The following is a 25,796-nucleotide window of genomic DNA, read 5'->3' on the forward strand; positions in this document are numbered from 1 at the left end:
TCTTGAAGGCCGGATTAAAGCGTGGGGTGAATGGGTGTGAAGCATTACCGCGACTGGAAACGAAAATGCGCTGGCAAGCACCTCTCTAGCGGAAATAGTGTTCCTTTACACACCGGAATAAGGAGATTTTGTGACGTTTGCTGACTTCAGGAAGCGTCATTGAGCATAAAAAAAGAGGGGCCAGAGGCCCCTCCTTCTTGTGTCACATCCAGATTGAAAGATCAGAAATGTGCACCGATGTTCAGCTGGAACGACCGTCCCATAATGGCATCGTAATAACGGGTCAGGCTGACCGTGCCGGGATACTTTGGAAGTGCGCCGGTAATGTTATTGATCATGAAGTTGGCATCAATGTTCTTTGTGATCTGATAGCCAAACGTCGTGTTAAAATACGCAAAGCCCGGACGGTTGTTATGCTCGTACGTATAGTCTGAAACCTGCAGGGCATACTTGGACTTACCATAGTAAATGGTCTGCCACTGAAAGAAAATCGGGCCGCGCGTATAGTTGAAGTCCAGCGTGAACAGATTGTTCGGAGACGTCGTATCACCATTCAGGACATACGTGCTGCCAAGATACGTCTGCTGATTGCGCAGGTAGTGAGAATAGTTGCCACGAAGTTCGATGTTGCCAGCAGACTGCGGCAGGCCAAGGCGCTGCAGCGGCACATAGTAATCGATGTTCGCCTGCAGGATCTGCATGTGCTGGTTGGCAATGTTGAAATAGCCGGACGTGAAGCTCTCAACCTGGTGGTCCGAATCACGCTTGAAAGAGTTGCAATATGCGTTGTTCGGGTAAGAGCCTGAATCATAGCAGGCATTCATCAGATCGCCGACACTCAGGGATGTGATCTCATTGTTGACTTTGACATCAACAAAAGAGGCCGTCATGTCGAGGCCACGGACGAAGTGCGGATGGAAATCCAGCGTGCCTGTGTAGCTGTGAGACGTTTCGTTCTGCAGCTTTGCGTTGCCGCCTGATTTGCCCTGCGCTGTGTAATAATTGATGTTCGAGCTGAAACCGCCCTTGGGAATTCCTTCCTTTGCGCAATTGGCCGCTCTCGTTGCAGGCGCAGGACCAGAGGTGATGTACTCGATGGAGCAGGGATCTTCTGCTGTATTGTAGGTCGTGCTCTGGGGCGCAAAAAGCTCGGTGACGGACGGATTACGAACGGACTGAGCATAGTTCCCAGACAGACCGAAATCCTGCGTTGGCCACCATGCACCACCGAACATGTACGTCCAGTAGTTGCCGGTCATGCTGTTGTTGATGAAGCGGCCGTTTGCTGTTGCGGACAGGCTGTAAACGCCCGGGACATGCATGTTCGGGGAAACAAGCGGAATATCCAGCTCACCAAAAACTTCATGCGTGTGATAGGCACCTGACGTAATGGGGATGGCGGTTGAGTTGCCGTACTGCTTGTAGGTTCCGTCTGCCTGCTGCTCACCCTGGAAGAAGCTACCTGGGTTGAAGTTGTAGCCTTCACGACGATGCTCGTAGCCAAGATCCCAGCGGATATCACCAGCCGGCAGGTGGGCAACCGTGCTGTGAATTTCTGCCTGAAGATCGCGCTGCGCGTTTGTGTTTTTGCTGTGCGCGTCCGAAATGACGTAGTCGCGGGCGGCTGGCGTCATCTGGTTATAACCAAACGGGTTCAACGGCGAGCAGGTGGAGCTCCGTGTGACTGCCGTAGAGTTTGTATAGCCTGGAGAGCAGACGATATTGCCGCTGGCATCCGTCGTGGCATTCAGCGCATTGGTCAGGTTCTGGGTTGCAATGGACGGTTCCCAGGTGTCGTTCATGTACTTGCCGTACACACCCTTCACAGACCACTCGAAATGACGGCCAACTGTGTCGAAATCACCGTTCAGGCCGCCCTGGAAGCGGAACATCTGCATGGTGGTACGATACATGCCTGCGTCAAGATCCTGGTTCAAGCGTGACAGATAGAACGTATCCGTCGGCTTTCCTGCCGCCTGAAGAGCATTGACGATCTGCGCGCGAACGGCGGGCGTCAGGTAAGGATTGTTCGTGCTGAGTTTGTACGCACCGTTGACGACCGTGTTCGTCTGATAGCTTTGGAGGCTCAGCGGGTCATCGAACTGAGGCGTGTTCCAGGTACCCTGACCAACCAGGCTAGAAGCTGTTCCGCGGGCGTACCATCCCTGCCATGTTGCATGCAGGTGATCGGTAAAATCATAGTGGCCAAGCGTGGTCAGGTTCAGCTTGTCAGATGGCGCATAAAGCTGATTGTAATCCTGCAGCGCAATGCCGTTTCCGCCTGAGGCCCGAAGTCCGTCCTTCACAGCAGAATTATACGTGATAGGCACGAGAGACTGGCCGTTAGGGCTGAACATCAGCGCCTGTCCGGCAGCGTTAGGAATAGCGTATCCGGCTTTACCCGCCTTAACTGGAAGCTGGCCGTAAACGGCGCTTGTGGTCGGCAGACCAGTGACCGAATTCTGCAGGAAACGAACGCCTGGCGTCAGCACGCGGGCGTAAGGCGAGCTCGAATCGTATGCAGGTCGAGCGTACGTGGTTGACAGGCTGCCTCTGGTATAAGGACGATCATTCGCGACCATGCCGCCGGCATTGCGATATTCCACGTCAAAAACGACGCCGCCCTTGCCGTGATCAAAGTCTGTACCAGCCTTGAACGTGATCTTTTCCTGTGGCGCATCCAGCTTTTGCGTCCAGTTACCCTGAGCGTTGAAATCAACACCTTTGAAATGATCGTCGAGCTGATAGTTCACGACGCCTGCAACAGCATCGGCACCATAAGCCGCACCTGCACCACCAAGGCGGGTATCGACTTTCTTGATCAGAGACGTCGGGATTGCGCTGACGTCCACCTGCGAACCGGAACCTGCACCGTAGTTGGAGGCCGTTGACCCCCCGACCATGCGCATGCCGTCAACTAGGGTCAGGGTGCGCTGTGAGCCAAGGCCAAGAAGAGAAACGAACGACTGGCCAGCACCAAAGCTGCCCTGTGAACCGATTGGAGAGTTGTCACCTACCGTGAAAGCAGTGTTTTCACGCATCAGGGCAATGCCCATGTCCGTATAACCACGGGCACGGAGCTGTGCGGCATCAACGGTCGAGCCAGCCATAACGTTCGTCAGGCGCGTCTGGGAAAGACGCGTTCCGGTGACGGTCACGACTTCAGCGGCAGGTGACGCTGTGGCTTGCAGGTTGGTATTCGTAATTGTCTGGAAGGGCGCAGACACCGGAGCAACTGCAGCAGGCTTGGCCTTAACCGTTGCATGGGGGGCTGTCGCCTTTTTCGCAGCCGACTTCTGCGCGGAAGAAAGGTGTTTCGTCGTCTCTGCACAGGCCTCGGAAACAGGGAGAGCTGTGTAGGAAATACCAGCCAGCAAGGCGATTTTCAAAAAAGTCCGGGAAGGTTTCAACGAAAAGCCCGGACGGCCCAACGTGGGGAAAGAGGTGTTCATTGCTGGCAGATATCCCTTCGTTTCATGTCTCAATGTATCTTCGATTACAAAACTGAAAGGAAATGTCTCCTGTGCGCAATGGTAACAATGAGGTTTTGAAGTGAGATTTTCTTGGTGTGTCCATTACAACACATTTATTTCAAACTATGTATTTAACGAAAATATGGCTTATCTGTTATTGAATGGTGAACACTTCAAAAAAAGTAAATTTGTCTACGGTATTTTTTCTTTCATTTTTTAAAAGTGACGATTGAGAAAAATTCAATACCGAGCGAGTAGGAAAAGACAGTACAGTTGGAAGGAGGTTTTATTTGAACCGGCATGGCTGATCTGTGGTCGGCTGTTCATTAGTCTGAATGACCATAAGTGTCACAGCATCATCGCCGACATTTCCTGCAAAATGCCCGATGTGACCTTGTGAGTCCTTACGGCTCATTTGGTCTTCACCCAAAGAAACATCCCCTGGTCCCATCTCGACACGTGTTCCGTCCATTGCGGTAACGTACCATGTGCCTTTGAGAGGAATGATCCACTGGACTTTCGGGTCAGGGTGCCAGCTTCCATCCCAATGTGGGGGTTGCACGGTGGAGATGATCTGAGCCTGTCCGCTCTTGAGGCGGTCCTGCCATTGCGGGCCTGCTGGCTTGGACATGGTTTTCAGAATGTAATTGTGAAACGGACAGCGCGTCATGTGGCTGACGCCATTATGGTCCGTCCAGTTGTGCCAGTAATATGCCGTGGGAGGTGCAGGATCTGCAGCTTCAACCGAGTGATAAAATGCGGTAACGCCAAGAGCGAAAGCAAAAAGCAGAGAGATAGGGCGCATGGCTTATTGTTCCTCATGTCGTGCTGGGGGCTGATAGCGAGGCTTTGGGGCGATATCGTCAAAGCGGCTGCGTGAGGGCGTGGACAGAAGCTCGATAATCATGCCCCACGGCGCACGGCCGTAGCAGAACATGTTACCAGGGCCAGCTTCGAGAGAAGGCTGCCCCTGTGGCTCTGTCAGAAGTTCGCCACCCGCTTTGGTGAAGCGGGTGCAGGCCGCATGAATATCGTCAACATAGACGGCAAAGTGCTGTACGCCGAAGTCACAGGCGCGGACGGCCGGTCTCTGGTCTGGGCCATGAATTTCAAAGAGTTCGAGCCCAGGTCCATGCCCCAGAGACATCATACACATCTCCCAGACCACACTGCCGGTTGGCAGCCCGAGTATCTTCTCTGTCTGCGGACCCTGTTGGGGTTGGGTGTGAGTAACGTTGCGGTATAGCGCAACTGCACCCAGTGCGGCTTCGAGAAAGCGGATGGCAAGGTTGATGTCGGGTACGGTCACACCGACATGGTCGATACCTCGCGGAAGTCCTGAATGGTCTGCACTCACGGAGAGATCCTTCATGGTTATGAAGGTCTCAACCTGTGAGTTAAAGAACGGTTGCGGTCAGCCGTTCACATTAGTGACGAACTATGTCAGTTCAGGCGTCGTCGATCGGACGTTTCGGGAGAAGCGCCGGCACGAAGAAGAGTGTGCAGATCAGTGTGCAGCCCAAAGACATCAGAAGCAGACGGCCCATACTCGCAGTGCCCGGATGAGCAGATGTTGCCAGCGATCCAAAGGCCGTTGCTGTCGTCAGGGCAGAAAATAGAACCGCCCGTGCGGTCGGAGAGGTCAACGGCCCCTTGATACCTTCACGCCAGTTCATCACGAAATAGATATTGAAAGACACGCCAACCCCGAGAAGCAGGGGAAGAGCAATGATGTTGGCGTAGTTCAGTGTCTCCGGAACCGTGACAATCAGGATGACAGTCAGGAGAGCCGAGAGCAGGAGCGGCGCCATAACAAGAGCTGCATCCAGAATGCGGCGCAGCACCACCAGAAGAATGATGCCGATCATGATCAGAGCCGAAATGGCAGCAATCGTGAAGGCATGAACGATGGTGTTCGCGCTTTCGGTGATCTCCATGGCCGGCCCACTGATATCCGGATTGATCGAACGCAACTGGGACACAAACCGGTGCATTACGGGCGTCTCGGAAATCTGTCCTTTCGGGTGGATCGTCAGGCGCTGGCGACCATCGGGAAGTGCATAATCCTTCCGGATGTCGTCGGGGATATTGTCGATCGTGATGGGCTTCGGCTGAAGCGCCGTGCGGAGCATCGAGAGCTGATCCGGCAAAAAGCGTGTCAGGGCATGGCTGGCATTGACCAGTGTGGCGTCAGGGGCTGTCGAGAGCGTGTTGAGAGCCTGGCGGATTTTTTCCAGCGGTGCGGGGAGCTGATCTTTGACGCTATCCAGTTTAGTCGCCGCAGCAATGGCAGAGGCCCGAATGGCTGCGGCATCCGGCGCAGGTAATGGGTCCTGAACGGTAATTGTCGGGAGAAGGATGGAAGCCGTGTCCTCGATCATGGCCAGTTTGTCGGTCTGATCGTCCGGGACGAGCGCTCCCAGCCACAACACATCATGGACGCTCGACAGCTTGGAGAAAGCCGCCGCGTTCTTTGCCGCATCCTCAACATTCGGCACCAGAAGTTGAGCAAAATATGGGGTGGTAAGGGGGTTATCTTCCAGAAGATGCAGGGCATGCATGCCCTCCGTGTTCGGGTTCTTCGTGTGGAGAGGATCTGCATCGAACTTCAGCAACGGCATCAGGGCAACGCCCACGACCCCGAGAAGTGCGAAGACACCCACGACCTTTCTGCGCTTGTGACGCAGCATGTGATCGACGGGCGCCATGAACGTGAAGCCGGGCTCACCTTTCCCGAGCTTCGCCCGGAAGAGCGTCAGCAGGGCCGGGAGCAGTGTCATGGTGCACAGGAAGGCAATCAGCATCCCGAAGCCTGCAATCAGGCCCAACTGGGCAACGCCGATGAAGCTCGTCGGGGTGAAGGCCAGAAAGCCCGCGGCGGTTGCAAGCGAGGCGACCAGAATCTGTGCGCCACTCTCCTGTCCGGTGAGAACGAGGGCATCATGCAAAGAGGGCATGGAGCCATCCTCGTTGCGCTGTCCCCGGAAGCGGACGCTGTACTGAATGGCAAAATCCACAGCAATGCCCACGAACAGGATCGCGAACGCCACCGAGATGAGATTCAGTTCTTTCACGCTAAGCGCAGCAAAGCCGGTCGTCAGCAGAAGGCCTGCAATCAGAGTCACCAGAATGGGAACAATGACACGGATGGAATGCACGGCCAAAATCAGCCAGAGTGCGACCAGAACCAGCGAAACGACCAGACCAAGCACCATGCCGTGCGCAACGGTCGAGAACTCTTCGTCGTTGAGCTTGACCTCGCCAGTAATGCTGCCGGTGGCCTGACCGGACTTTACGAATTCAAGGCTGTCGATCGCCTTGCGCATTGCCGTCGTGGCGCCCTCTCCGGGTTGAAGGGAGCTATAATCCAGCTTGGGCTTTGTGACGACGAATTCGTAGCGGCTGCCCAGTTCGGCCAGACGACCGACAAGAAGATTCTGCCAGGACAGATCCTGAGGCTGACCAGCCGCGGCCTTGGTCAGAGAGTCCGCAAAGCCGTCCAGAGCGCCGTTGAAGCCGCTGGGAATGCCTTGCCCGGCCTTGATACCGTCCCCAATCAGGCCAAGGGCACCGAACAGGCCGCGGGCTGAAGGATCTGCTGCCAGAGTTCCAAGAAAAGGCTGGGCTGAAACGATGGAATCCAGAAGGGGTTCGAGGTCCTTCTTATCCAGAAACAGGAAGCCGTGACTGTTATAAAACGGATTATCGCCCGGCAGGCTGACCATTTCGAAGTGCTCATGGTCTTTGCTGAGTTCGGCAGCAAGGGCGCGGGCCGTGGCGCGTCCCTGTTCGGGGATGCGGCTGTCGATGATGGCGACGAGCTGATTGTCATCCTGCGGGAAGAGACGGTTCATCTCATCCGTCCGCTGTTTCCAGGGCAGGGTGCTGGCAAACATCTTGCCAGTATCAGTTGTCACACTCAGGCGCATGATACTCAGTGCGACACATCCCGCACAGAGGAGCGCAAACAGAACCACCACCAGTGGCGCACGACGTGCACAGGCGGCATTTAGCCGGCCGATCAGATCCGAAAACATGGGGCCTACCCTTAACAGAACGGGCAGAATTTCCCTACCCCAACCTGACATTTCCGCCATCATGGGGCACAATGGAAGCCATGACGTGGACTCTCGATGGCTTGGCTGAACATGAAAGTGTGATCAAGGGCAGCACTTTCCTTGCGCGCGCGGCTCCTGTTGCAGATGAAGCCGCAGCACTGGCGTTCTTCGCCGAGGTTGCCGTCCCGGACGCGACTCATAATTGCTGGGCTTTTCGGACAGGCCAGAGATATCGTGCCAGCGATGACGGAGAACCCTCCGGAACAGCAGGCCGCCCCATCCTTTCCGCAATCGAAGGGCAGGATTTCGACAATGTGATGGTTGTCGTTACCCGATGGTTCGGGGGCGTGAAGCTGGGGGCTGGTGGGCTTGTCCGGGCATATGGCGGTGCGGCTGCGGCCTGCCTGCGAGAGGCCGCCAAAATCGAGCGGATCGAAACCCTGCCCCTGCGATTTCATTGCCCCTTCTCGGTTTATGCGCAGGTTGAAGCCAAACTGCCGGGCTGGCGGGCAGAAAAGACACTGTGTGACTTTGATGCGGAAGGTGCTTGGCTGACGGTGGCTGTGCCTGTTGAAGAGGCAGAGATGATCACGGAATACCTGCGCGATCTGACGCGCGGACAGATGGCCATCTCTCGCCCGGATCTATAAATAACAAAACAAAAAAGTTATATATAAAATCTCTCTTTACATACTGTGTAATATGAGGCTCACTCGTTTTCGTTGCCTCTTCATGTCAAATTGTGGTTCTCGATGCTTCTTTCTGTCGTCTCTTTCCGTCATGAAAGAAGCCTCATTGCCGGAGTGCTTCTGTTGACGGCTAATCTGGGCCATCACGCAGGCGCCCAGACGGCTCCTATGAAAACCAGCCCCATTGAATCCCCTCCGATTGAGGAGGAATGGATTAAGGTTCCTTCCACCGAGCGCCCGATCATCCAGGATTATCCCCATGCTGGCGTGGTCGGCCAGCCACGGCGAATCACTGCCAAGCAGAACCGTGCACCGAATGGTCATCAGGGGCCGTGGGGTGATTTCAACTACGGAAACGGTGAAGCCGCCGGGTTTGGCCCGGTTGGCCGCTATGGCGCGGCGGCTTGGGCGGAGGACTGGAGTTACCTGCGAGACAAGAGCAAGCGTACGGACTTTTTTGATCCGCTCAAATTTATTGCCCTGAACAATAGTCGCACGATCTGGCTGACCTTGTCGGGGGAATCGCGGTTACGAAACTGGTATGAGGAAGCGCCATTTCTGGGGCGCAGTGGAAAAGCCCAGTCAGGCCGCTTCGGCATTCGGAACCTGATCGGGGCAGACTTGCATCTGGGTGAGCATGTCCGTCTTTTTGGGCAGCTCATCAATGCGGATGCAGGGGGCTGGAAGGGGTTTGGATATGGCTCGACATATCGCAAGAGGCTGGACCTGCAACAGGGCTTTGTTGAGCTGAAGGGCAAGGTTGCCGGAGCACATACAGGCTTTATGTTTGGACGCCAGCAGTTCCTCGATGCTCCGTCCTACATATTGTACAATCGCGAAACCCCAAACGTTCCTCTGTCCTGGAATGGTGGTCGGTTTTATGCTCTCTGGCCCCGGATCCGTGTGGACGCATATGATTTCGTTCAGACGAAAACAGACAGTCGTCTCATGTTTCACAATACCGAGGATTACGGAACGCGTCTTTATGGTGGAAACACCACGATGATCGTTCCAGCATTTTCCGTTGGAGGCGAACGCGTGCATTCGTTTCTGGACCTGTTCTACATTCGGTACAGATACAGCAGCGGTCTCTCGGCGGTGCCAACAGCAGCACGTGTTCTTAAAGGAACATCCTCTCGGGGCAATCTGGGATTTCGCTGGTATGGAACATCCGCATCCGTCGAATATTCAGTTGGGGCGCTCTATCAGAACGGGACGTTTCAATATGCCGGGACGCAGCGAAAAAGCAGCGTTCGCGCCTGGGCCGTCAACACGATCATAGGGTACAGACATACGCCGTCTCCTTTGCATCCCTTTCTGGGTGTGCAGGCTGATGTCTATTCCGGTGGTTCGGATGGTCGAAACGGAACAGTGCGCACGTACATGGCGCCGTTTAATCCACAGACCAATTATCTGGATACGACGACCTATATTTCACCGTCCAATCTGGTCAGCCTGTCTCCCGTGATCAGCATTACCCCGTGGAAAGGCTTTGCATCCCTGCGTCTGAAGGCACCGTTTATGTGGCGGGAAAACGCAAACGGAGCGATCTGGAGTTCATCCGGCCCATATACATTCGCTTATGCTTATCGGGGAGGATATGTGGGCGTCGTACCGCAGGCATCGTTGACGCTTCAGATCAACCATCATCTGACTTGGCAGATCTATGGAGCGCGGTTCATGGCATCACAGAGTTTGCGCAAAGCGGGCGCGCAAAGTGGCAGCTATGCGCAGTCAAACGTGACATTCAGGTTCTAGAAAACTATCAGTTCAGGACGGGTTCTGACCTGTCCTCTGGCAGTGGGGGCGTCTCGATCATCACGGGCGGAAGAATGTCTTCCAGATTGGCTTGGATAGCCTGCTCGGAAAAACGCTCTTTCAGCAGCTTCCTTGCGGCCGCTATCTGAGCCTTTGCCGCAGATGGCACCAGAAGAGCAGCTGTTTTTTCCGCAAAATCTTCCGCACTGTCAGCGATGGACTTTGCCCATAGCGGATTGGACGCATCGACCAACCCCTCTGCTGCAATGGGCGTCATGACAATTGGCAGCCCAACAGACCACGCATCCAAAACTTTCCCCTTGATCCCTGCACCATAACGGAGTGGAGCGACACAGAGCGACACGTCAGACAAGGTCTCTTGAAGGTTGGACACGTGCCCCGTCACTTCTATGTCTTTGTCTGCAAGCATGTGAACTGCATGCGGCATGGCGCTGCCGATGAGGCGACAGACAAGATTGGGAATGCGTTTTTTAAGGCGCGGCAAAATATCCAGAATGAGCCATTTTGCAGCGTCCGTGTTGGGGGCATGGGCAAAGTGAGCAACAAACGCAATGATGGGTTTGTTTTGGTGTCGACGGGCACGGGTTTTGACGGGAACCGCCCAAGGCACAACATGGATATTGGCCGTAGGAACCATCCGCTCCAGTTGCTTGGCTTCGATCGAAGAATGCGTCAGAACGCTATCGGCCAGCCAGGCACACATGTTTTCCCGCACTTCAATTCGCATTGCTGTGCGCACAAGCTCTGGACGGCTTTCCACAGTGGCCTGACGGTGCAGGCGAAGGGACGCCAGATCCGCAACACTCCAGATCAGTGTGGCTGTTGGGGCAAAGGCGCGGCACAGGGCAGCATAGCTTTCAGCATTATTCAGGCGATGCAGGTAAACTACGTCTAACCCAGGTCCGAGCCGTTTGAGGGCCTCTTCAGGTCCCGTGAAAACCGGGGGCATAAGGCAGTCGATATTCATAACTGCCAGATGCGCCTGATCCTGCTCTGTGGGGGGCAGGCGGGAGGCTATGAAACAGCATCGGTAGCCCAATGCCTGCGTCGCTCGCATGTGAGACAACAAGGCGACCGATCCTGCATCTCTTGTGGGGTCAGGAGCTCTGTCATCTATGAAAAGCGCACAGGGAGCAAAAGAGAGAGCGTCCTCATGGCGGCGGCTGGCTTTTTGAGCGAGAGTGCGAGCCTCGAGACTGGTAATGTTTGACGCGCTCTGGTGTCGAAGCGCATCTGCTGACTTTGTGAGAAAAGACAACGCGTCACGTCTTGCCTGCGGTGTAATCAGGCCTTGGATCAGGGCGTTGAAATGCTTTTTGAAAGCATCATCCAGGTGATCTGCCCGTGGTAAGAAAACGGGATCTCCGAAACGCTCCTGTCCATGCAGAAGCTGGATAGTATGGTCTTGCAGCGGATCAAGCGCAGTGCTGAACACGTATTCGAAGCCGTATCGGCCGGACTGGAAACCAGCGTCCCGTAAATCCCGCCGGAATTGGTTCGCTGGAAAATGTGCGGTGGGAGCGCCATCAATGACCGCGGTCAGCCAGACTGTTCGATCCAGATTCAGGTCATCTCGGACCCAGCCTGCAATACGCAGACGGTCAGTAATATCTATGGAGCCGACAAGAGCACTGGGCAGAGGCTCAATATAAAAAGGGGAACCGTTCAGGGGGCAGTCATGTTTGCTGTCTCGAACTTCAATAATGCCTCCTTCATGAGGAGGACATTCAAGCCAGGTCAAGTCAAACGCGCAATATCCTGCTCTGGCGAAGTCGGCCAAATCAGTACGGAATATTTCAGCGGTCACCTCATCAAGGAGGCGGCCATTCTGAAAAATCCGCAGGCAGACAGGCTGATCAGGCTCCTCCAGATCTAAAGCCCATCCGGCGATACGATTGCGATTGCAGACATCAATGTAACCTGCCAGAGGGTGCGGCACGGTAGCGAATTATCCTCGGAGTATCAGGCGGCTTTAAGGGGTAAAAAATTCCGTGCGTATTGCTTCAGGCTATCGTGAATACGTGCGAGTTCCGGCCCGTCTTCCAGCCTGGGCGCACAATAGCGTGGAGGCTGTTTGGAAGTCTGCGGGTATAGATCATCGTATTCGCTAGCGTTGTGGAACATCCCGCGTGAGTTATCGTCCAGAAAGCTTTCTGATGGTGCTCCCTCTGCGAGCAAGACGTCATGGCTTTCAAGCTCGATATGGATGTAGCGGATCTCTGACGGTTTCTCGATCTGAAGAATAGAAAGGTCGTTGACCAGATGAAGAGCCGGAATGAGGCGTCCGTCGATGAGCATCGCGTGCAGCGGGGAAATCATCAGATCCCGACGTGGCAGTCCGTCGCCAAGAGAACCCGCACGAAACAGAATAGGCAGGATATCCCGGTTGCCATAGGCAAAAATCGGATCATAGGCCCGCCGTCCGATCCAGCGGATTGGACGATGCTTTCCCGAGGCAGTCAGAACGATGTCGCCAATAGAAAGCTGTTCGACAGGTCGCTCTCCCTGTGGTGTCGCGATCAGGGTTCCAGGGCAGTAGCAGGGCGTGCCGACAATCAGATCCAGTCCGTTTCCCGAAGGTGCAGTCTGGAAATAATAAGGAGAGGAAAAATCGTCTGCCACCCCAATGCTGTGCAGAACCTGGCCGCCAGACATGATTTCCAGAGTAGAACCACTGGAGGGGCTGATGCTTCCGCCATTATGGACCAAAACGCCACTGACTGTAGAGGCTGTATTTTCCAGGTCGGTAAAGCTGATTGTCGTCTGAGCGTTATTCTTGAAAATTCCCGTTAGATTAGCGTTGTGATCCAGAATGATCGTTCCGCCATTGCCTGTAACGTTTGTGGAATTTTGGTCTGCACTGACGGATAGGACGCCCTTAACGCCTACCGTGACATCCGAGAGTGTGCCGGATTTCTGAAGAACTGCGCCGCTTCCTATAGTGATATGGTCAGCGCTTCCTCCAGACAGGATCAGGGTTCCGCTTGCTGGTTGCTGACTGGAGCTTGTTATACCTACCGTTGCAGTGTGAAGTGTTCCACCATCGGAGACGATCTGTGTTGCTGCATACTGAGCATACTGAATCGTCATAAGGCCCCCGGAGGTCAGCCAGCCGCCACTAATATTGACGTTGTAGGAAATACCCCCGTTTTCGATAATGGACGTCGCTAATGGGCCAAGCGTTGTATTACTGGCGAATGCTCCGGATTGAATGGTTTGGGTGGACGATTCAAAAACGAAGTGCTGCTCGCTGATCATACCCCCGCCGCCTGGAAAACTTGTCCCGGAGATTATGGTGTTGAGTGCACCTGCAGAATTTTCGATAATCTGCGAGCCGGGAACGCCCGTATAATGAGGGAGCGCTGACCAGTCTGGAGATACGGGTGTGGAACTTGCTACGATTTTCGCGCCATCTACGACAGTCCCGCTTGTGACGACCTGTGAGGTAGTGGAAGTCGAGCCTCCCGACACAATCGTGTATGTTTGTCCTGTCTGGGGGGATGTATAAGTGGACGAAGTTGCCATGAACGATGTCACCCGAAAAATGTAGAGAATCCATGGCAATATCCGTTCCTGTTTCAGGATATGGTATTTGCAGAATTCTTACTTGTATTTCTGATTCCCCCTCGATTGGAGGGATGAAAGGAATGTAATAATTTAATACGGGTTTTTTGAATGGGAGTGTCGGTAATAATTCGTTAATTTAACTGCTTTTTAGCAATTAAATGATGAATTTTTTCATGGATGAAGGCTTTTTACTTCAGCTTTCGGAAGGGCTGAATAATTCTACCAGATCCGTGAGATGCCCGATTTCCCGTAGCTTGAGACCGGCTGGCGGTTTGACCCGTGCCGAGGCAGAAGATACTCGCCTTGGGAGAATGGCTTCTCCAAATCCCAGTTTTGCAACTTCCTTGAGTCTCAGATCAGCCTGACTGACCTGCCTGATCTCACCTGAGAGACCGACCTCGCCGAAATACGCGGCTGTTGAAGATGTTGGGTGGCCTGTCGCTGCGGAGATCAGGGCTGCGGCAACGGCCATGTCTGCGGCAGGCTCATTGACTCTTAACCCACCAGCCACGTTCAGATGGACGTCCATATTGGCGAGTTTCAAACCGCATCTCGCATCCAGCACGGCCAGCAGCATGTTCAGGCGAGAGGTATCCCATCCGACAACGGCGCGACGTGGTGCCCCGTCGCCAGCTTTTGGGGATAGCAGGGCCTGAACTTCCAGAAGAACGGGGCGTGTGCCTTCAAGGCCGGCAAACACAGCCGATCCAGCAATGTTGCCGCGTCTCTCGGCGAGGAACAGGGCGGAAGGATTAGGTACCTCCGTCAGCCCCGTATCAGTCATGGCAAAGACGCCGATTTCATCGGTTGCGCCAAAGCGGTTTTTGGCTGCACGCAGGATGCGGAACTGATGACCGCGATCACCTTCAAAATACATGACAGCATCAACCATGTGTTCCAGCACACGTGGCCCTGCCAGAGACCCTTCTTTCGTGACGTGACCGATCAGGATCAGGGCGAAGCCAAGCGTTTTGGCCAGACGGATGAGTTCAAAAGCACTCGCCCGGACCTGCGCCACGGACCCTGGAGAGCTTTCCACACTTTCCAGCCACATGGTCTGAATGGAATCAATGACCACGACAGTATGGGACCGATCGTTTTCCAGCGATCCCACGATGTCCCCGACATTGATGGAAGCCGCCAGATCCAAGGAATCCAGTGTCTTGCTGTCCCGGTCCAGCTCCAGTCTCTGCGCGCGAATGCGGATCTGATCGACGGATTCTTCGCCCGAGACATACAGAACCTTGTGACCACTCCGAGCCAGCGCACAGGTTGTCTGGAGCATCAGGGTGGATTTACCAATACCCGGATCACCGCCAACCAGAACAACGGACGCAGGCACAAGACCGCCGCCAAGAACGCGATCCAGCTCTGCAATGCTTGTCGTGATGCGTGGGGGCGGCTTGGCCTCGCCATCAAGGCGAACGGTCTGCAGGCGTCCGCTGCTCAGCTTGCCCGTTTTGCGGGCTGTAGGTTCAGACGTTTCCTCAACCAGCGTGTTCCATTCCCCGCACGCTTCGCATTTGCCCACCCATTTGGAATAGACAGCCCCACAGGACTGGCAGACAAAGCGTGCGGTTGGTTTCTTGGCCAAGGGAATCTCTCTTCACATGGACTCTGGGTGCTCCCGATATAGGGAGCGTTCCCGTTATGATCCAGTCAGAGAAGGCGTTAATCGTCTGTCCGGATGATGATGCGGGCCATGATGCGGGCAGCCGTCACGATCATAAGCAGGATCAGTGCCTGAATAAGGATATTCTGGCTTTTGGGCGGGTGCATGAACAGAATGAACACCATCGGCAGCGCGATAAGATATGTCAGGCCAAGACGCTGCCAGACTCTGCGGGATATGGGAGGGCGTCGGAACGGCTTCATTTGCGAAGTTCCATGGTGATCGGGCCTTCCCGGCGTCCGTGCGTGAACTGGTCCACCATTGCATTGCCTGAGTTCATCAGGTCTGCGGCCAGCCCCTGCCAGACCAGTTTACCCTGGTAAAGCATGGCAGCCTGATTGCCGATCCGCTGCGCTGAAGCCATGTCATGCGTAATGGCGATAGCCGTTGAGCCCAGCTTCTGCACGCAATCCACGATCAGGCCGTCAATGACGGCCCCCATGATGGGATCAAGGCCTGTGGTCGGTTCGTCGAAGAACAGAATGTTGGGCTGTCCGGCAATGGCACGAGCCAGTCCGACGCGCTTTTGCATGCCGCCTGACAGTTCAGAAGGGCTGAGCTGCCCGACGGAGGGGTCCAATCCAACCTGCTGGAGGATACCGCCTGCCAGTTCACGCGCCTTGGATCGGGACGGAACTGGGCCGTCACGGTCTGAGTGCTTGGCCCGAAGCCCGAACGCAATGTTGTCCGCAACGCTCATGCTGTCGAACAGGGCGGCGTTCTGGAACAGCATGCCAATCTGTCGCCGCAGGACTTCCTGCCGCCCACGTGGGGCGGTGAGAACGTTCTCGCCGTCAATTTCGATAATGCCGGCATCGGGCTCGATCAGGCCAAGGATACACCGCAAAAGAACGGATTTTCCTGAGCCGGAGCCGCCAATGATGACCATGGAGGTGCCGGTCTCGACATCAAGGTCGATCCCGTCGAGCACGACCTTGGAGCCGAACGCCTTCGAAAGGCCGCGGATGCGGATTTTGGGTGTGCTCATTGGGAGAAGAACAGATCTGTGAGGAGGTAATCAAACAGCAGAAGCAGAATGGATGCCCCCACGACGGCGGCTGTGGTGGCTGAACCAACGCCTTCTGCTCCTCCGCGGCTGTTATAGCCGTGGTAGCAACCCAGAAGGGCGATCAGGAAACCAAAGACTGCCGCTTTAACCAGGCCGACCACCACGTCCATGGTCTTCAGCGAATCCAGCGTGGCCGTGATGTAGGTGGACGGTGAAAAACCAAGTTTTGCGACTGATACGGTGAAACCGCCAAGAACACCCAGAACGTCCGCCACGATGACGAGACAGGGCAGGGCGATGGTTCCCGCCAGAAGACGTGGCGTCACCAGATATTTCATCGGGTTGGTCGAAAGGGTCGTCAGCGCGTCGATCTGATCGGTGACGCGCATGGTGCCGATCTGGGCAGACATTGCGGCACCGACACGCCCGGCAACCATCAGTCCTGCCAGAACCGGCCCCAGTTCGCGGGTGACAGCCAGAACCACAATCCCGGCGATGGCGCTCTGGACGTGATACTGCCCAAACCCGACATAGGACTGCAAAGCGATGACGGCTCCGGAGAACAGGGCTGTCAGGGCCACAACCGGAAGGGAGAAGAACCCCGTTTCGATCAGCGTGGACAGGAAGATGCGCCAGTAGAACGGTGGCCGCACGAGATGCGACAGCCCTTCCAGCGCAAACATGGCGAGAGCACCCGACTGGCGGACGAGTCCGAGGACGGCACGGCCAAGGGCCGCTATGGGATCAAGAACGGCATTCACCCTTCAGCCCCTACCCTGCGCGCCCGGCTACGTCAAAGTCTGTCTTGCTCAGGCGGAGCGTTCCAGGTCACGGAACTGGCGCTCCAGCGCAAAATCCGGGGAGGTTACGAACTGTTCCATGCGCGCCAACCTTGGCTCCATACGGGCCAGGCGATCGTTCAGGCGCGACAGAGTATGGTTTGAACTGAAAGGTGTCGTCTCCGGGGCGTGGCGTTGTTTATGACGCGCGCTCTGATCTCTGGCTGTGTGAATAACCTCTTCATACAGATCGACAGCACGGCGAGTATAATAGACATGGGGGGCGTCACCTGCAGATGATTGTCCTCCCATGCGACGGTCAGCCATGCGTGTTTGCCAGTTTCGCGTGAAAGCGGAGAGGCCTTCAGCAATATCGGCCCAGAGAGCACCAAAAAAGGACTCCCCGGTCCGTTTGCGATAACGTCTGGCATGACGCAGGACCAGCCAGACGCAGACCACGATCAGAACAAGACGGAGGCCGCCCAGATGGTGGCCGCTGCTATGTTTGCCGAAAGAGCCAAGAGCCTCCCAGCCTTGCTGCGTGCCGGAATCGAAATTCACGGACTGACCAAGGCTGGCTAAAATGTCTTTCGTGATCGCCTGCCCATCAATCGGTGCGGCTGCAGTGACATGCACGCCGGGGCCTGTGGTATGAACTGTCAGGTCTCCCGAGCCGTAGTGACTGCGGGATAATGTTCCTGAAACACTATCGACCAGAACGTTCCCAGAGCCATAGAGCGACAGGCTGGCTGAGATGGCACTGACATGTGCTGTGATATCGGACGAACCGAGATCCCGAATGGAGAGGTTCTCTACTGAGCCACTCCTGAGCAGCATGTTTCCTGACGATGTCGCGGATAGCTCAACACGAGGTGCTGTTACGAGCCCGACAAGCAGGTCTCCGCTTGAGAAATTGAGAACGTGCACATTACCTGTCACCGTCGCAATGGAAACATTGCCGGATCCGGTCATCCGCAGATCCACACCCGTTGCGCTGTTGACGCGTACGTCACCGCTTCCGGACAAGCCACTGAGATGGCCGGATGGTCCAGTGACAGTGATGTCGGTCTTGTTGCCGCGGAGATGGATATTCGTCCCAGCTGGAACCTGAATTGTCGAGCTGACTTCGGTGCTGCAGGACGGGTCACTCAGAGCAAGTTTGAGTGTCTTGTCCCCGGCGGCTGTCAGGTTGCCATTTCCCTGAACAACCTTCGCTGTATCACCCTCAACAATATGAAGGTCTGTCAGGCAGGTCGGTGCCAGTTCCAGCGTAGCTCCCGTGACGGAGCTTACACTTTCTGGAGTTGGAAACGCTGGTGGCGCCGGTGGAGACGGGGGAGCAGGAATGGCAGGGGCTGCGTCCTGAGAAAGAGCCGGGCTGATCGTTCCTGTAGCAAGCAGGAGGCCGAGGATGCTCCCTGCAAAACGTACCAGATCGTGGGATGTCTTCATCATCAGCCTCCCTGTTTTGGTGAATCGCCTTGAGGCGGCATGACCGGAGCTGTGGGCGTCGAAGGAGCAGGCGGCGGTGCCACAGTGTCCGGAAGGGGAGCCTGTGGCAGCTTCTGAGGAGCTTCCGACGGCGCCGTGGGGACACTGACTGAGGGTGTCTGCTGCGTCGGAGGGGGAGTACTTGGTGCGACGGCAGCCGGGGGGGGGGCGGCGACAACAGGAGGTTGAACGGCTTCCTGTTCCTGCTGGGCTGGTTTCTGCGGCAATGGTGCCGGTGTTGGTGCTGCAGATGTTGATGGAGCCGGAACAGAAGGCTGGCTGATCTGCGGAGACGTTTCTGTTGCGGCTGGCGGCTGAGGAGCCGGTACCGAAGCTTTGGGAACGGGCGCAGGAGCGACTGGCAGCGTCGCCGTAACTTGTGGTGCGGCCGGTGTCACGACAGGCGGCGGAGCGACTGCCGCCGGGGTTCCGACATTTACCGCGCCACTGCCAGACCGAACGATCGGGCCGGAGACGCGCTCAATATTGACGGCGCCTGTGCCGTTGGCTGTCACCGTTGCAACGGAAGCGTTGCCATGAACGGTGGCGGTCGCATTGTCTGATGTCACGATCGTCAGGGCTTCGATACTACCCTGTGACACCATAAAAGAGGCGTCGTTCGACAGTTGTGCAGATAGAGCGGTCAGTTGTGCAGAGTCGGCGATCAGCGTTGATGTGCCGGAAGCCACGATCTGGGCCGCCCGTTCGAGAGAGCCGATATGTACGCTGGAGGCACCATGCATGCTCAGATCAAGGGACTGCGTATTCTCGATATCCATCGTCGCGGAGTCGAGGCTGGCATCAAGGGACGCCAGTTTTCCTTTGATGATGAAATGCGTGTCATGGCTGTCATGGATCGAGACGCCAGTATAAGGCGACACACTGATCGTGACCTTACCATTGGGCGCGCAACTTTTCGTGGCGATGGAGATGCGGCTGTCCGACTCTTCCTTGCCGCTGCGCATCGTCACCTGCGTTGCATTGCTGCTGTCTAAAGTAGCGCCGTCTTTCATGCTTGGGTCTACGACGATCCGCACCTGACCTGTGCAGGGAATCGCCATATCCAGATCAGATCCGGACATGGTGACGCGCGCGGCCTGAGCCGGGTAGGCAGAAACTACCCCTGTCAGCATGGACAGCAGCAGCATGCGCAGGGCGGTGCGGGATGTCATCGTGAACTCCTAGCTCTCCAGCCCGGGATATCCTCGTCGAGGATGCGTTCGAGCTGGTCGATCCTTTCTTCCAGACGCGTAGCATGGGCCTCGGCCTGTGTCAGGGCAGCCTGCAGATGTGGGTCTGCGATGCCTTGATTGGGAAGGTTGCCCGTCCGGGCACGCAACAGGCGCGGGCCTAGGACGAGCGCCGGGATAAAGCCAAAAAGCAGGACAAGAGCGACGATATCCTCATTCATGACTCAGACTTTCTTGCAGCAGTCATCAGGCTTCGCGCTTCTTTTCTGCAATCCGGCGTTTCAGGGTCTCGAATTCATCTTCTACTGCTGCATCCGTTTCCAGAGCGGCCAACTCTTCGTGCAGGGAGGGGCGACCAGACCGACGTCCCAGATCATAGGCCTCGGCTTTGCCTTCCAGTTCATCCAGAGCGCGCTCGACCTGTTCGAAACGGTTCAGCGTGTCGTCAATGCGGGTATCGTAGAGCTTTTCACGTGTCTTGAGGCGCCCTTCTGCCGTGCGGGCACGCATGGTCAGGGTTTTCTCACGGGATTTCGCATCCGCCAGTTTAGCCTGAAGTTTGGTGATGTCGTCGTTTTGCTGCTCAAGACCTTCCGTGACCTGCGCAATCTGGCGTTCAAGCCCTTCGCGGGACTGTTCGACCGTGTGACGTGCTGAGAGCGCCGCCTTGGCCAGATCGTCCCGGTTGCGTTCGATGGCCAGTGTGGCTTTGCGGTGCCATTCGTCTTCTTCGTGCATCATGGTGCGCACGCGACGTTCAAGCTGTTTGCGCTCGGCGATGGTGCGGACGGCCTGACTGCGCACTTCAACGAGCGTGTCTTCCATCTCCTGAATGACAAGGCGGATCATCTTCTGCGGATCTTCTGCCGTGGCGAGAATCGCATTGAGATTGGAGTTCACGATATCGGCGAGCCGAGAAAAAATACCCATGACGCTTTCCTTCCTGAGAACTGGATTAGAGCACAATGACCTGTCTTGTCAGCGGGCTCGTTTTGGGGATGTTATGGTTGTGACAATCTGAAGTGGCGAACGAGGCTCAGAAATGGCGAGATCCACCCAAGCGGACGAGGTTCCGACACCCATCGGGCGGGCTCCGGCATTTCTGGCGATGCTGGACCAGATCTCCCGTCTTGCTCCGCTGAAGCGCCCCGTTCTGGTGATCGGGGAGCGAGGGACGGGCAAGGAGCTGGTTGCGGCGCGGCTTGCGTTGCTGTCGGATCGCTGGGACGCACCTTTGGTCAAGCTGAACTGCGCGGCTCTTCCGGAAGCGCTGTTGGACAGCGAGCTGTTCGGACATGAAGCTGGTGCTTTCACTGGAGCCCAGAAGCGCCGCCTGTCGCGGTTTGAGCGCGCGGACGGCGGGACGCTGTTTCTGGATGAAATTGGCACAGCGTCGCTTGCCGTTCAGGAAAAACTGCTTCGCGTTATCGAGTACGGCAGCTTCGAACGCGTTGGCGGCAGTGAGACAATTCGCGTTGATGTGCGTCTGATTGGTGCGACTAACGCTGATCTTCCGGCCATGGCGCGGGACGGAACATTCCGCCCGGACCTGCTCGACCGACTGGCATTCGATGTGGTCAATGTCCCGCCTCTGCGAGCCCGGCAGGACGATATTCCCCTGCTGGCGGACCATTTTGCGACGCGGATGAGCGCGGAACTTGGCCGAAAGCTTTTCGCGGGGTTCTCCCAGAAAGCTTTGCAGCGGCTGATTGACTACGACTGGCCTGGCAACGTCCGTGAGCTTCGGAATGTGGTGGAGCGCAGCGTGTATCGTATGGATCAGGCTGAGCGCCGTCTGGATGAGATTGTGCTTGATCCGTTCGTCACGCCTGACTGGAGCAGCGTTATGGCTCCAGCCTCGATCGGGGAAGGTCATGTTCAGGGAGACGTTCCCCAAACCTTCCCGCTGGATTTTGCTGAGACAGTCAAAGGTCATGAACGTGCGTTGCTGGAAGCGGCCCTCAAGGAGGCGCAGTTCAGCCAGCGGCAGGCCGCAGATCTTCTGGGGCTGACCTATTATCAGTTCCGCCACCACCTGCGGCTGCACGGTCTGGCCGACAAGGAAGCGCGGAAAGCCTTGACCAAAAAAGGATGAACGCAGTTTCATATCTGGGTTCATGCATGAAGTGTGCCAGATTTATGGTGCGGGGAATTTTCAGGAATGATGGTGTTATGGGGTGAGTCATTTGCGGGAAATTTGACCATTAATTGGTAAATCAGGCCAAAAATTCTGCCGCACTTCAATCGATGAGAAATACTCAATTAAACCATTTAATATGGTTATACAAAATAAAATAGTTGAATAATTGGTGAAGCGCGCCTATGTCTCCTTCACGTCGTGATTCTGGCGCGTGTGAACAGGGATATGGGTGCAGTAAATGCCTCTCTCACAATCCGAACTTCAACATCTTTTGGATACACCGGAGAGCCACGCACTTGAGGAGGCGCTCGTGAGCCTGAAAGGCCGCGTCGCTGTTATTTCCTCATTTGGAGCTGAGTCGGCCATTCTTCTGGATGAGATTGCTCGCATAGATCCATCTGTGCCGGTCTTCTTTCTGGATACACGTCGCCATTTTCCGGAAACGCTCTCCTATCGTGATGAGCTTTCCGATGCGCTCGGCCTTCAGGACGTTCGGACCATTTCTCCACCAGCCCGGGAACTTGAGAACAGAGATCCACAGGATCAGCTCGCGGCATTCGATCCGGATGCCTGTTGTGCCCTGCGTAAAGTGGAGCCTTTGGAACTGGTGCTTCCGGAATTTGATGTCTGGCTGACCGGGCGCAAGCGCAGTCAGGCCTCAACACGGGCAGCTCTTCCCATTGTGGAACCACAGCCTGATGGCACCGTGAAGCTCAACCCGCTTGCGGGATGGGGCATAGAGAAAATTGAAGCAGAGATGCGCCGCCGGAACCTGCCGCGGCATCCTCTGGTTTCAAAAGGATACACTTCGATCGGTTGTGCGCCTTGCACACGGCCGGTTGGAGACGGAGAAGACGGGCGGGCAGGTCGTTGGGCCGGTCTGACCAAGACAGAATGCGGCATTCATCGGCCGGCATGAACATGGAGCGGACAATGACGCGGACACAAACCCTGGCGGAACCGCGCGTCATGGATGATCTTGACCAGCTCGAAGCTCAGAGCATTTTCATCCTGCGTGAAGCCTATCGGAAACTGAAGCCCCTCTCGCTGCTGTGGTCCCTCGGGAAAGACAGCAACGTCATGGTTTGGCTGGCGCGCAAGGCGTTCATGGGGCGCGTACCGTTCCCGGTCATGCATGTGGATACCGAGAAGAAATTCCCGGAAATGTACGCCTTTCGGGATGAGTACACCAAGAAGTGGGATCTGGATCTCCTTCTGGGATACTGCCCACCAGTCGAAGAAATCGATCCGTCCCTGCCGCCCGCTGCACGTTCTGCAGCGCGCAAGACGGCGGGTCTCGCGGCTATGATCGACAAGCATAAGCTGCGCGGTGTGATTGCTGGTATTCGCCGTGACGAGCAGGCCACACGTGCGAAGGAACGCGTATTCAGCCCGCGTGGCGCCGGTCATCGCTGGGATGTTCGCAATCAGCCGCCCGAATTCTGGGACCAGTATGCCACGCCGTATGAAGATGGCATGCATATTCGCGTCCATCCGTTGCTGGCTTGGCGGGAAATCGACATCTGGCGCTACATCGAACGCGAAGGCATCCCCCTCGTGGATCTGTATTTTGCTAAGGATGGTAAGCGTTATCGCTCTCTGGGTGACCAGGACATCACAAGCCCGATCGAGAGCAATGCCACGACCGTAGCCGAAGTGATTGCCGAGCTGGAAAGCAGCAAGACATCCGAGCGCGCCGGGCGTGCCATGGATCATGAATCAGAAGACGCATTCGAGCGTCTACGCGTGGCGGGGTATCTGTAAGATGGGTGACATTATCGCAACCCAGGAACTCTCTGGAGCGTATCGCGCGGCCGCCACGCCGATCGTGATCGTCGGGCACGTCGATCACGGTAAATCCACTTTGATTGGACGTCTGCTTTACGATACGGACAGCCTTCAGGACGGCAAGCTGGCGCAGATCGTTGAGAGCAGCCGCAAGCGTGGTCTGGCGGTGGAGTGGAGCTTCCTGCTCGACTCCCTTCAGATCGAGCGCGATCAGGGCGTGACGGTTGATTCCACGCGTATTCCGTTCCGTCTAGGCTCCCGTGAGTTCGTGATTGTGGATGCGCCGGGCCATCGCCAGTTTCTGCGCAACATGATTACGGGTGCCGCCGATGCCGAGGCTGCCGTTCTGGTGGTGGATGCTCAGGAGGGTGCGCAGGAGCAGACGCGGCGTCATGCCATGCTGCTGCGTCTGATCGGGATCCGGCACGTCATTGTGCTGCTGAACAAGTCCGACGTTCTGGGCTTTGATGAGTCGAAGATCGTTCAGGCCGAGTCTGATGTCCGCCAGCTTCTTGGTCGTCTCGAAATCGAAGTGGAAGCCGTTGTTCCGGCGTCTGCGCGTGATGGTGACAATATTGCCAGCCGTTCCGAGCGATCTGCCTGGTACAAGGGGCCGACGCTGATTGAGGCTCTGGCCAATGTGCCGCCGCCGACGTCCCGTCTGTCTCTGCCGTTTAGGATGCCGGTGCAGGACGTTTATCGCTTTGATGGCTTGCGTTACGTTGCCGGCCGGATCGAGCGTGGCACTGTCCGTGCGGGCGATCGTCTGGCAATTGGTGCCCAGGGCCAGATCGCAACGGTTGCAGAAGTCTGCCGCTGGCATGCGCCGGAACTGCCGGTTGCTGGTGCGGGTGAATCCATTGCGCTGCGCCTGGAGCCGGATCTGGTGCCGGATCGTGGGGACCTGCTGTTCCCGGCAGATGATAAAGCGTCAGCACCAGAGCGTTCTGCCCGTATTCGCACGCGTCTGTTCTGGCTGCGGGGTGAGCCTCTTCGTGTAGGGGAAAGCTTCACGCTACGGCTGACAACAGCAGAGCATGATGTGACGGTGGCCTCCATTGATGCGGTTGTCGATCTGGATGACCTGACATTGCGTCAGGGCGATGAGGTCCCACCGGACGGATTTGCTGAAATCACGCTCGCTGCTTCTCACGCCGTGCTGTTTGACCCGTTCTCTCCGGGAATGGGCGATGGACGTGGCGTTCTGGTCGATCGTCATCAGCGGATTGTTGGAGGCGCACCGCTGATTGGTCCGGCTGAGATTGAAGATGGTGTTCATGCCATCCATCCGACAGCCAGTCGTATTTCTGCTGTCCAGCAGGCTCAGACGCGTGGTCATAAGAGTGGCGTGTTCTGGCTGACGGGGCTCCCTGGCTCGGGCAAGAGCACTGTGGCTCGTGCGGCAGAAGTGTCTCTGGCGGGACAGGGCGTGAAAGCTACCGTTCTGGATGGAGATACGTTACGGGCCGGACTGTGCAGCGATCTGGGTTTCTCGCCGGAAGACCGTCGCGAGAATATTCGTCGTGCAGCGCATGTCGCAAAAATTCTGTCTGAGAGCGGCCAGGCCGTGGTTGTCGCGCTGGTCTCGCCCCTTCAGGCAGACCGTGATCTGGCGCGCCTGATTGTGGGTGAGGGCTTCCACGAGATTTTTGTGGATACACCTCTGGAAACCTGCGAACAGCGTGATCCCAAAGGGCTCTACGCTGCAGCGCGCTCGGGAAAAATTCCAGAGTTCACGGGTGTTTCAGCGCCTTACGAAGCTCCCTTGTCTCCTGAGCTGCGGCTGGGAGCTGACCGGACGGAGGCTGAGACTGTTAGTGAGTTGACGGGCTTTGTGCTCCGGGTTGTTCAGCCCTGATTGCAGGCTAATTAAAGTGACTTCAGAAACGGCGGGCTTTGTCCCGCCGTTTTTTGTTTCAAGCCTTTTTCACTATGCGCGTGTCGTCGCATTTTGATCCGGCCGTGCTGTCTGTCAGCGAAAGAGGCTGGGCGCTGCCTCTTTGTGCTTTGACGGCTCTTAATTCGAAATTCGACGGTACAGGCATAGGATAAAGCCGCCGCCCGGAAGATATCACACAAAAAGCAACATTCATCACGTATTTATGTGATGGATACCGGCGGCTCAATAAATATCTCTTGTCGTATATTATACCCAATAATA

20 protein-coding genes are annotated in these 25,796 nt (G+C 56.1%); 6 read left to right on the plus strand and 14 right to left on the minus strand.

From position 1 onward, the window contains the following. Window positions 1-221: 221 nt before the first annotated feature. The 4 genes from KP708_RS00640 to KP708_RS00655 all read right to left on the minus strand — a co-directional run bounded on the left by KP708_RS00640 (window position 222) and on the right by KP708_RS00655 (window position 7,510). On the minus strand, window positions 222-3,452 hold the full coding sequence (locus KP708_RS00640) for a TonB-dependent receptor (RefSeq protein ID WP_215749735.1): 3,231 nt from the start codon (window positions 3,450-3,452) through the stop codon (window positions 222-224). 307 nt (window positions 3,453-3,759) lie between these two features. After that, window positions 3,760-4,278 (minus strand): cupin domain-containing protein, encoded by a 519-nt coding sequence (locus KP708_RS00645; protein ID WP_215749737.1) that lies wholly within the window; start codon window positions 4,276-4,278, stop codon window positions 3,760-3,762. 3 nt (window positions 4,279-4,281) lie between these two features. Further along, window positions 4,282-4,830 carry a VOC family protein gene (locus KP708_RS00650; protein WP_371823795.1) on the minus strand — a complete coding sequence of 183 codons (549 nt, stop codon included), beginning with the start codon at window positions 4,828-4,830 and terminating at the stop codon, window positions 4,282-4,284. Window positions 4,831-4,921: 91 nt separating this feature from the next. After that, entirely contained in the window at window positions 4,922-7,510 is a 2,589-nt protein-coding gene (locus KP708_RS00655; RefSeq protein ID WP_215749740.1) for an MMPL family transporter, read from the minus strand. A gap of 71 nt (window positions 7,511-7,581) precedes the next feature. Between KP708_RS00655 and KP708_RS00660 the strand changes: the two genes are divergently transcribed. Next, a complete protein-coding gene (locus KP708_RS00660; RefSeq protein ID WP_215749743.1) occupies window positions 7,582-8,181 on the plus strand; it encodes a YigZ family protein in 600 nt (199 codons plus the stop codon). A gap of 153 nt (window positions 8,182-8,334) precedes the next feature. Continuing rightward, window positions 8,335-9,978, plus strand: a complete 1,644-nt coding sequence (locus KP708_RS00665) for an alginate export family protein (protein WP_408872092.1) — start codon at window positions 8,335-8,337, stop codon at window positions 9,976-9,978. Window positions 9,979-9,985: 7 nt separating this feature from the next. Here the strand turns inward: KP708_RS00665 and KP708_RS00670 are convergent, their stop codons facing one another. The 10 genes from KP708_RS00670 to pspA form a co-directional block, all read right to left on the minus strand. Then, window positions 9,986-11,938, minus strand: coding sequence for a glycosyltransferase family 4 protein (locus tag KP708_RS00670; RefSeq protein ID WP_215749746.1), 1,953 nt, complete (start codon window positions 11,936-11,938; stop codon window positions 9,986-9,988). Between the two features lie 23 nt (window positions 11,939-11,961). Then, window positions 11,962-13,524: a Hint domain-containing protein gene (locus KP708_RS00675; protein ID WP_215749749.1), complete on the minus strand. Its 1,563-nt coding sequence runs from the start codon at window positions 13,522-13,524 to the stop codon at window positions 11,962-11,964. Between the two features lie 235 nt (window positions 13,525-13,759). Further along, window positions 13,760-15,160, minus strand: coding sequence for a DNA repair protein RadA (radA, locus tag KP708_RS00680; protein ID WP_215749752.1), 1,401 nt, complete (start codon window positions 15,158-15,160; stop codon window positions 13,760-13,762). A gap of 77 nt (window positions 15,161-15,237) precedes the next feature. Then, window positions 15,238-15,441 (minus strand): hypothetical protein, encoded by a 204-nt coding sequence (locus KP708_RS00685; RefSeq protein ID WP_064275240.1) that lies wholly within the window; start codon window positions 15,439-15,441, stop codon window positions 15,238-15,240. After that, on the minus strand, window positions 15,438-16,226 hold the full coding sequence (locus KP708_RS00690) for an ABC transporter ATP-binding protein (RefSeq protein WP_215749764.1): 789 nt from the start codon (window positions 16,224-16,226) through the stop codon (window positions 15,438-15,440). The genes KP708_RS00685 and KP708_RS00690 overlap by 4 nt, the downstream gene beginning before the upstream one ends. Further along, a complete protein-coding gene (locus KP708_RS00695; protein ID WP_211513922.1) occupies window positions 16,223-17,008 on the minus strand; it encodes an ABC transporter permease in 786 nt (261 codons plus the stop codon). Before KP708_RS00695 ends, KP708_RS00690 begins: the two co-directional genes overlap by 4 nt. A gap of 48 nt (window positions 17,009-17,056) precedes the next feature. Continuing rightward, the gene (locus tag KP708_RS00700; RefSeq protein ID WP_252347324.1) at window positions 17,057-18,481 is read right to left on the minus strand and encodes a GIN domain-containing protein; all 1,425 of its coding nucleotides are present in this window, start codon (window positions 18,479-18,481) and stop codon (window positions 17,057-17,059) included. Beyond that, window positions 18,481-19,689, minus strand: coding sequence for a hypothetical protein (locus KP708_RS00705; RefSeq protein WP_215749766.1), 1,209 nt, complete (start codon window positions 19,687-19,689; stop codon window positions 18,481-18,483). Before KP708_RS00705 ends, KP708_RS00700 begins: the two co-directional genes overlap by 1 nt. Then, window positions 19,686-19,928, minus strand: a complete 243-nt coding sequence (pspB, locus tag KP708_RS00710) for an envelope stress response membrane protein PspB (protein ID WP_143412284.1) — start codon at window positions 19,926-19,928, stop codon at window positions 19,686-19,688. Before pspB ends, KP708_RS00705 begins: the two co-directional genes overlap by 4 nt. A gap of 25 nt (window positions 19,929-19,953) precedes the next feature. Continuing rightward, on the minus strand, window positions 19,954-20,637 hold the full coding sequence (pspA, locus tag KP708_RS00715) for a phage shock protein PspA (RefSeq protein ID WP_046900493.1): 684 nt from the start codon (window positions 20,635-20,637) through the stop codon (window positions 19,954-19,956). A 112-nt stretch (window positions 20,638-20,749) separates the two neighbouring features. Here pspA and pspF point away from each other — a divergent pair, with 112 nt between their 5' ends. From pspF to cysC, 4 genes are all read left to right on the plus strand, one after another. Next, a complete protein-coding gene (gene pspF / locus KP708_RS00720) occupies window positions 20,750-21,802 on the plus strand; it encodes a phage shock protein operon transcriptional activator (protein WP_215749768.1) in 1,053 nt (350 codons plus the stop codon). A 283-nt stretch (window positions 21,803-22,085) separates the two neighbouring features. Continuing rightward, on the plus strand, window positions 22,086-22,766 hold the full coding sequence (locus KP708_RS00725; RefSeq protein ID WP_215749770.1) for a phosphoadenylyl-sulfate reductase: 681 nt from the start codon (window positions 22,086-22,088) through the stop codon (window positions 22,764-22,766). A gap of 50 nt (window positions 22,767-22,816) precedes the next feature. Continuing rightward, a complete protein-coding gene (gene cysD / locus KP708_RS00730; protein WP_064275312.1) occupies window positions 22,817-23,611 on the plus strand; it encodes a sulfate adenylyltransferase subunit CysD in 795 nt (264 codons plus the stop codon). 1 nt (window position 23,612) lies between these two features. Beyond that, complete coding sequence (gene cysC / locus KP708_RS00735; protein ID WP_215750106.1) at window positions 23,613-25,493, plus strand: adenylyl-sulfate kinase; 1,881 nt, start codon at window positions 23,613-23,615, stop codon at window positions 25,491-25,493. The last annotated feature ends 303 nt before the right edge of the window (window positions 25,494-25,796 follow it).

This window comes from Gluconobacter sp. P5H9_a, assembly GCF_018812085.1.
Classification (GTDB): domain Bacteria; phylum Pseudomonadota; class Alphaproteobacteria; order Acetobacterales; family Acetobacteraceae; genus Gluconobacter.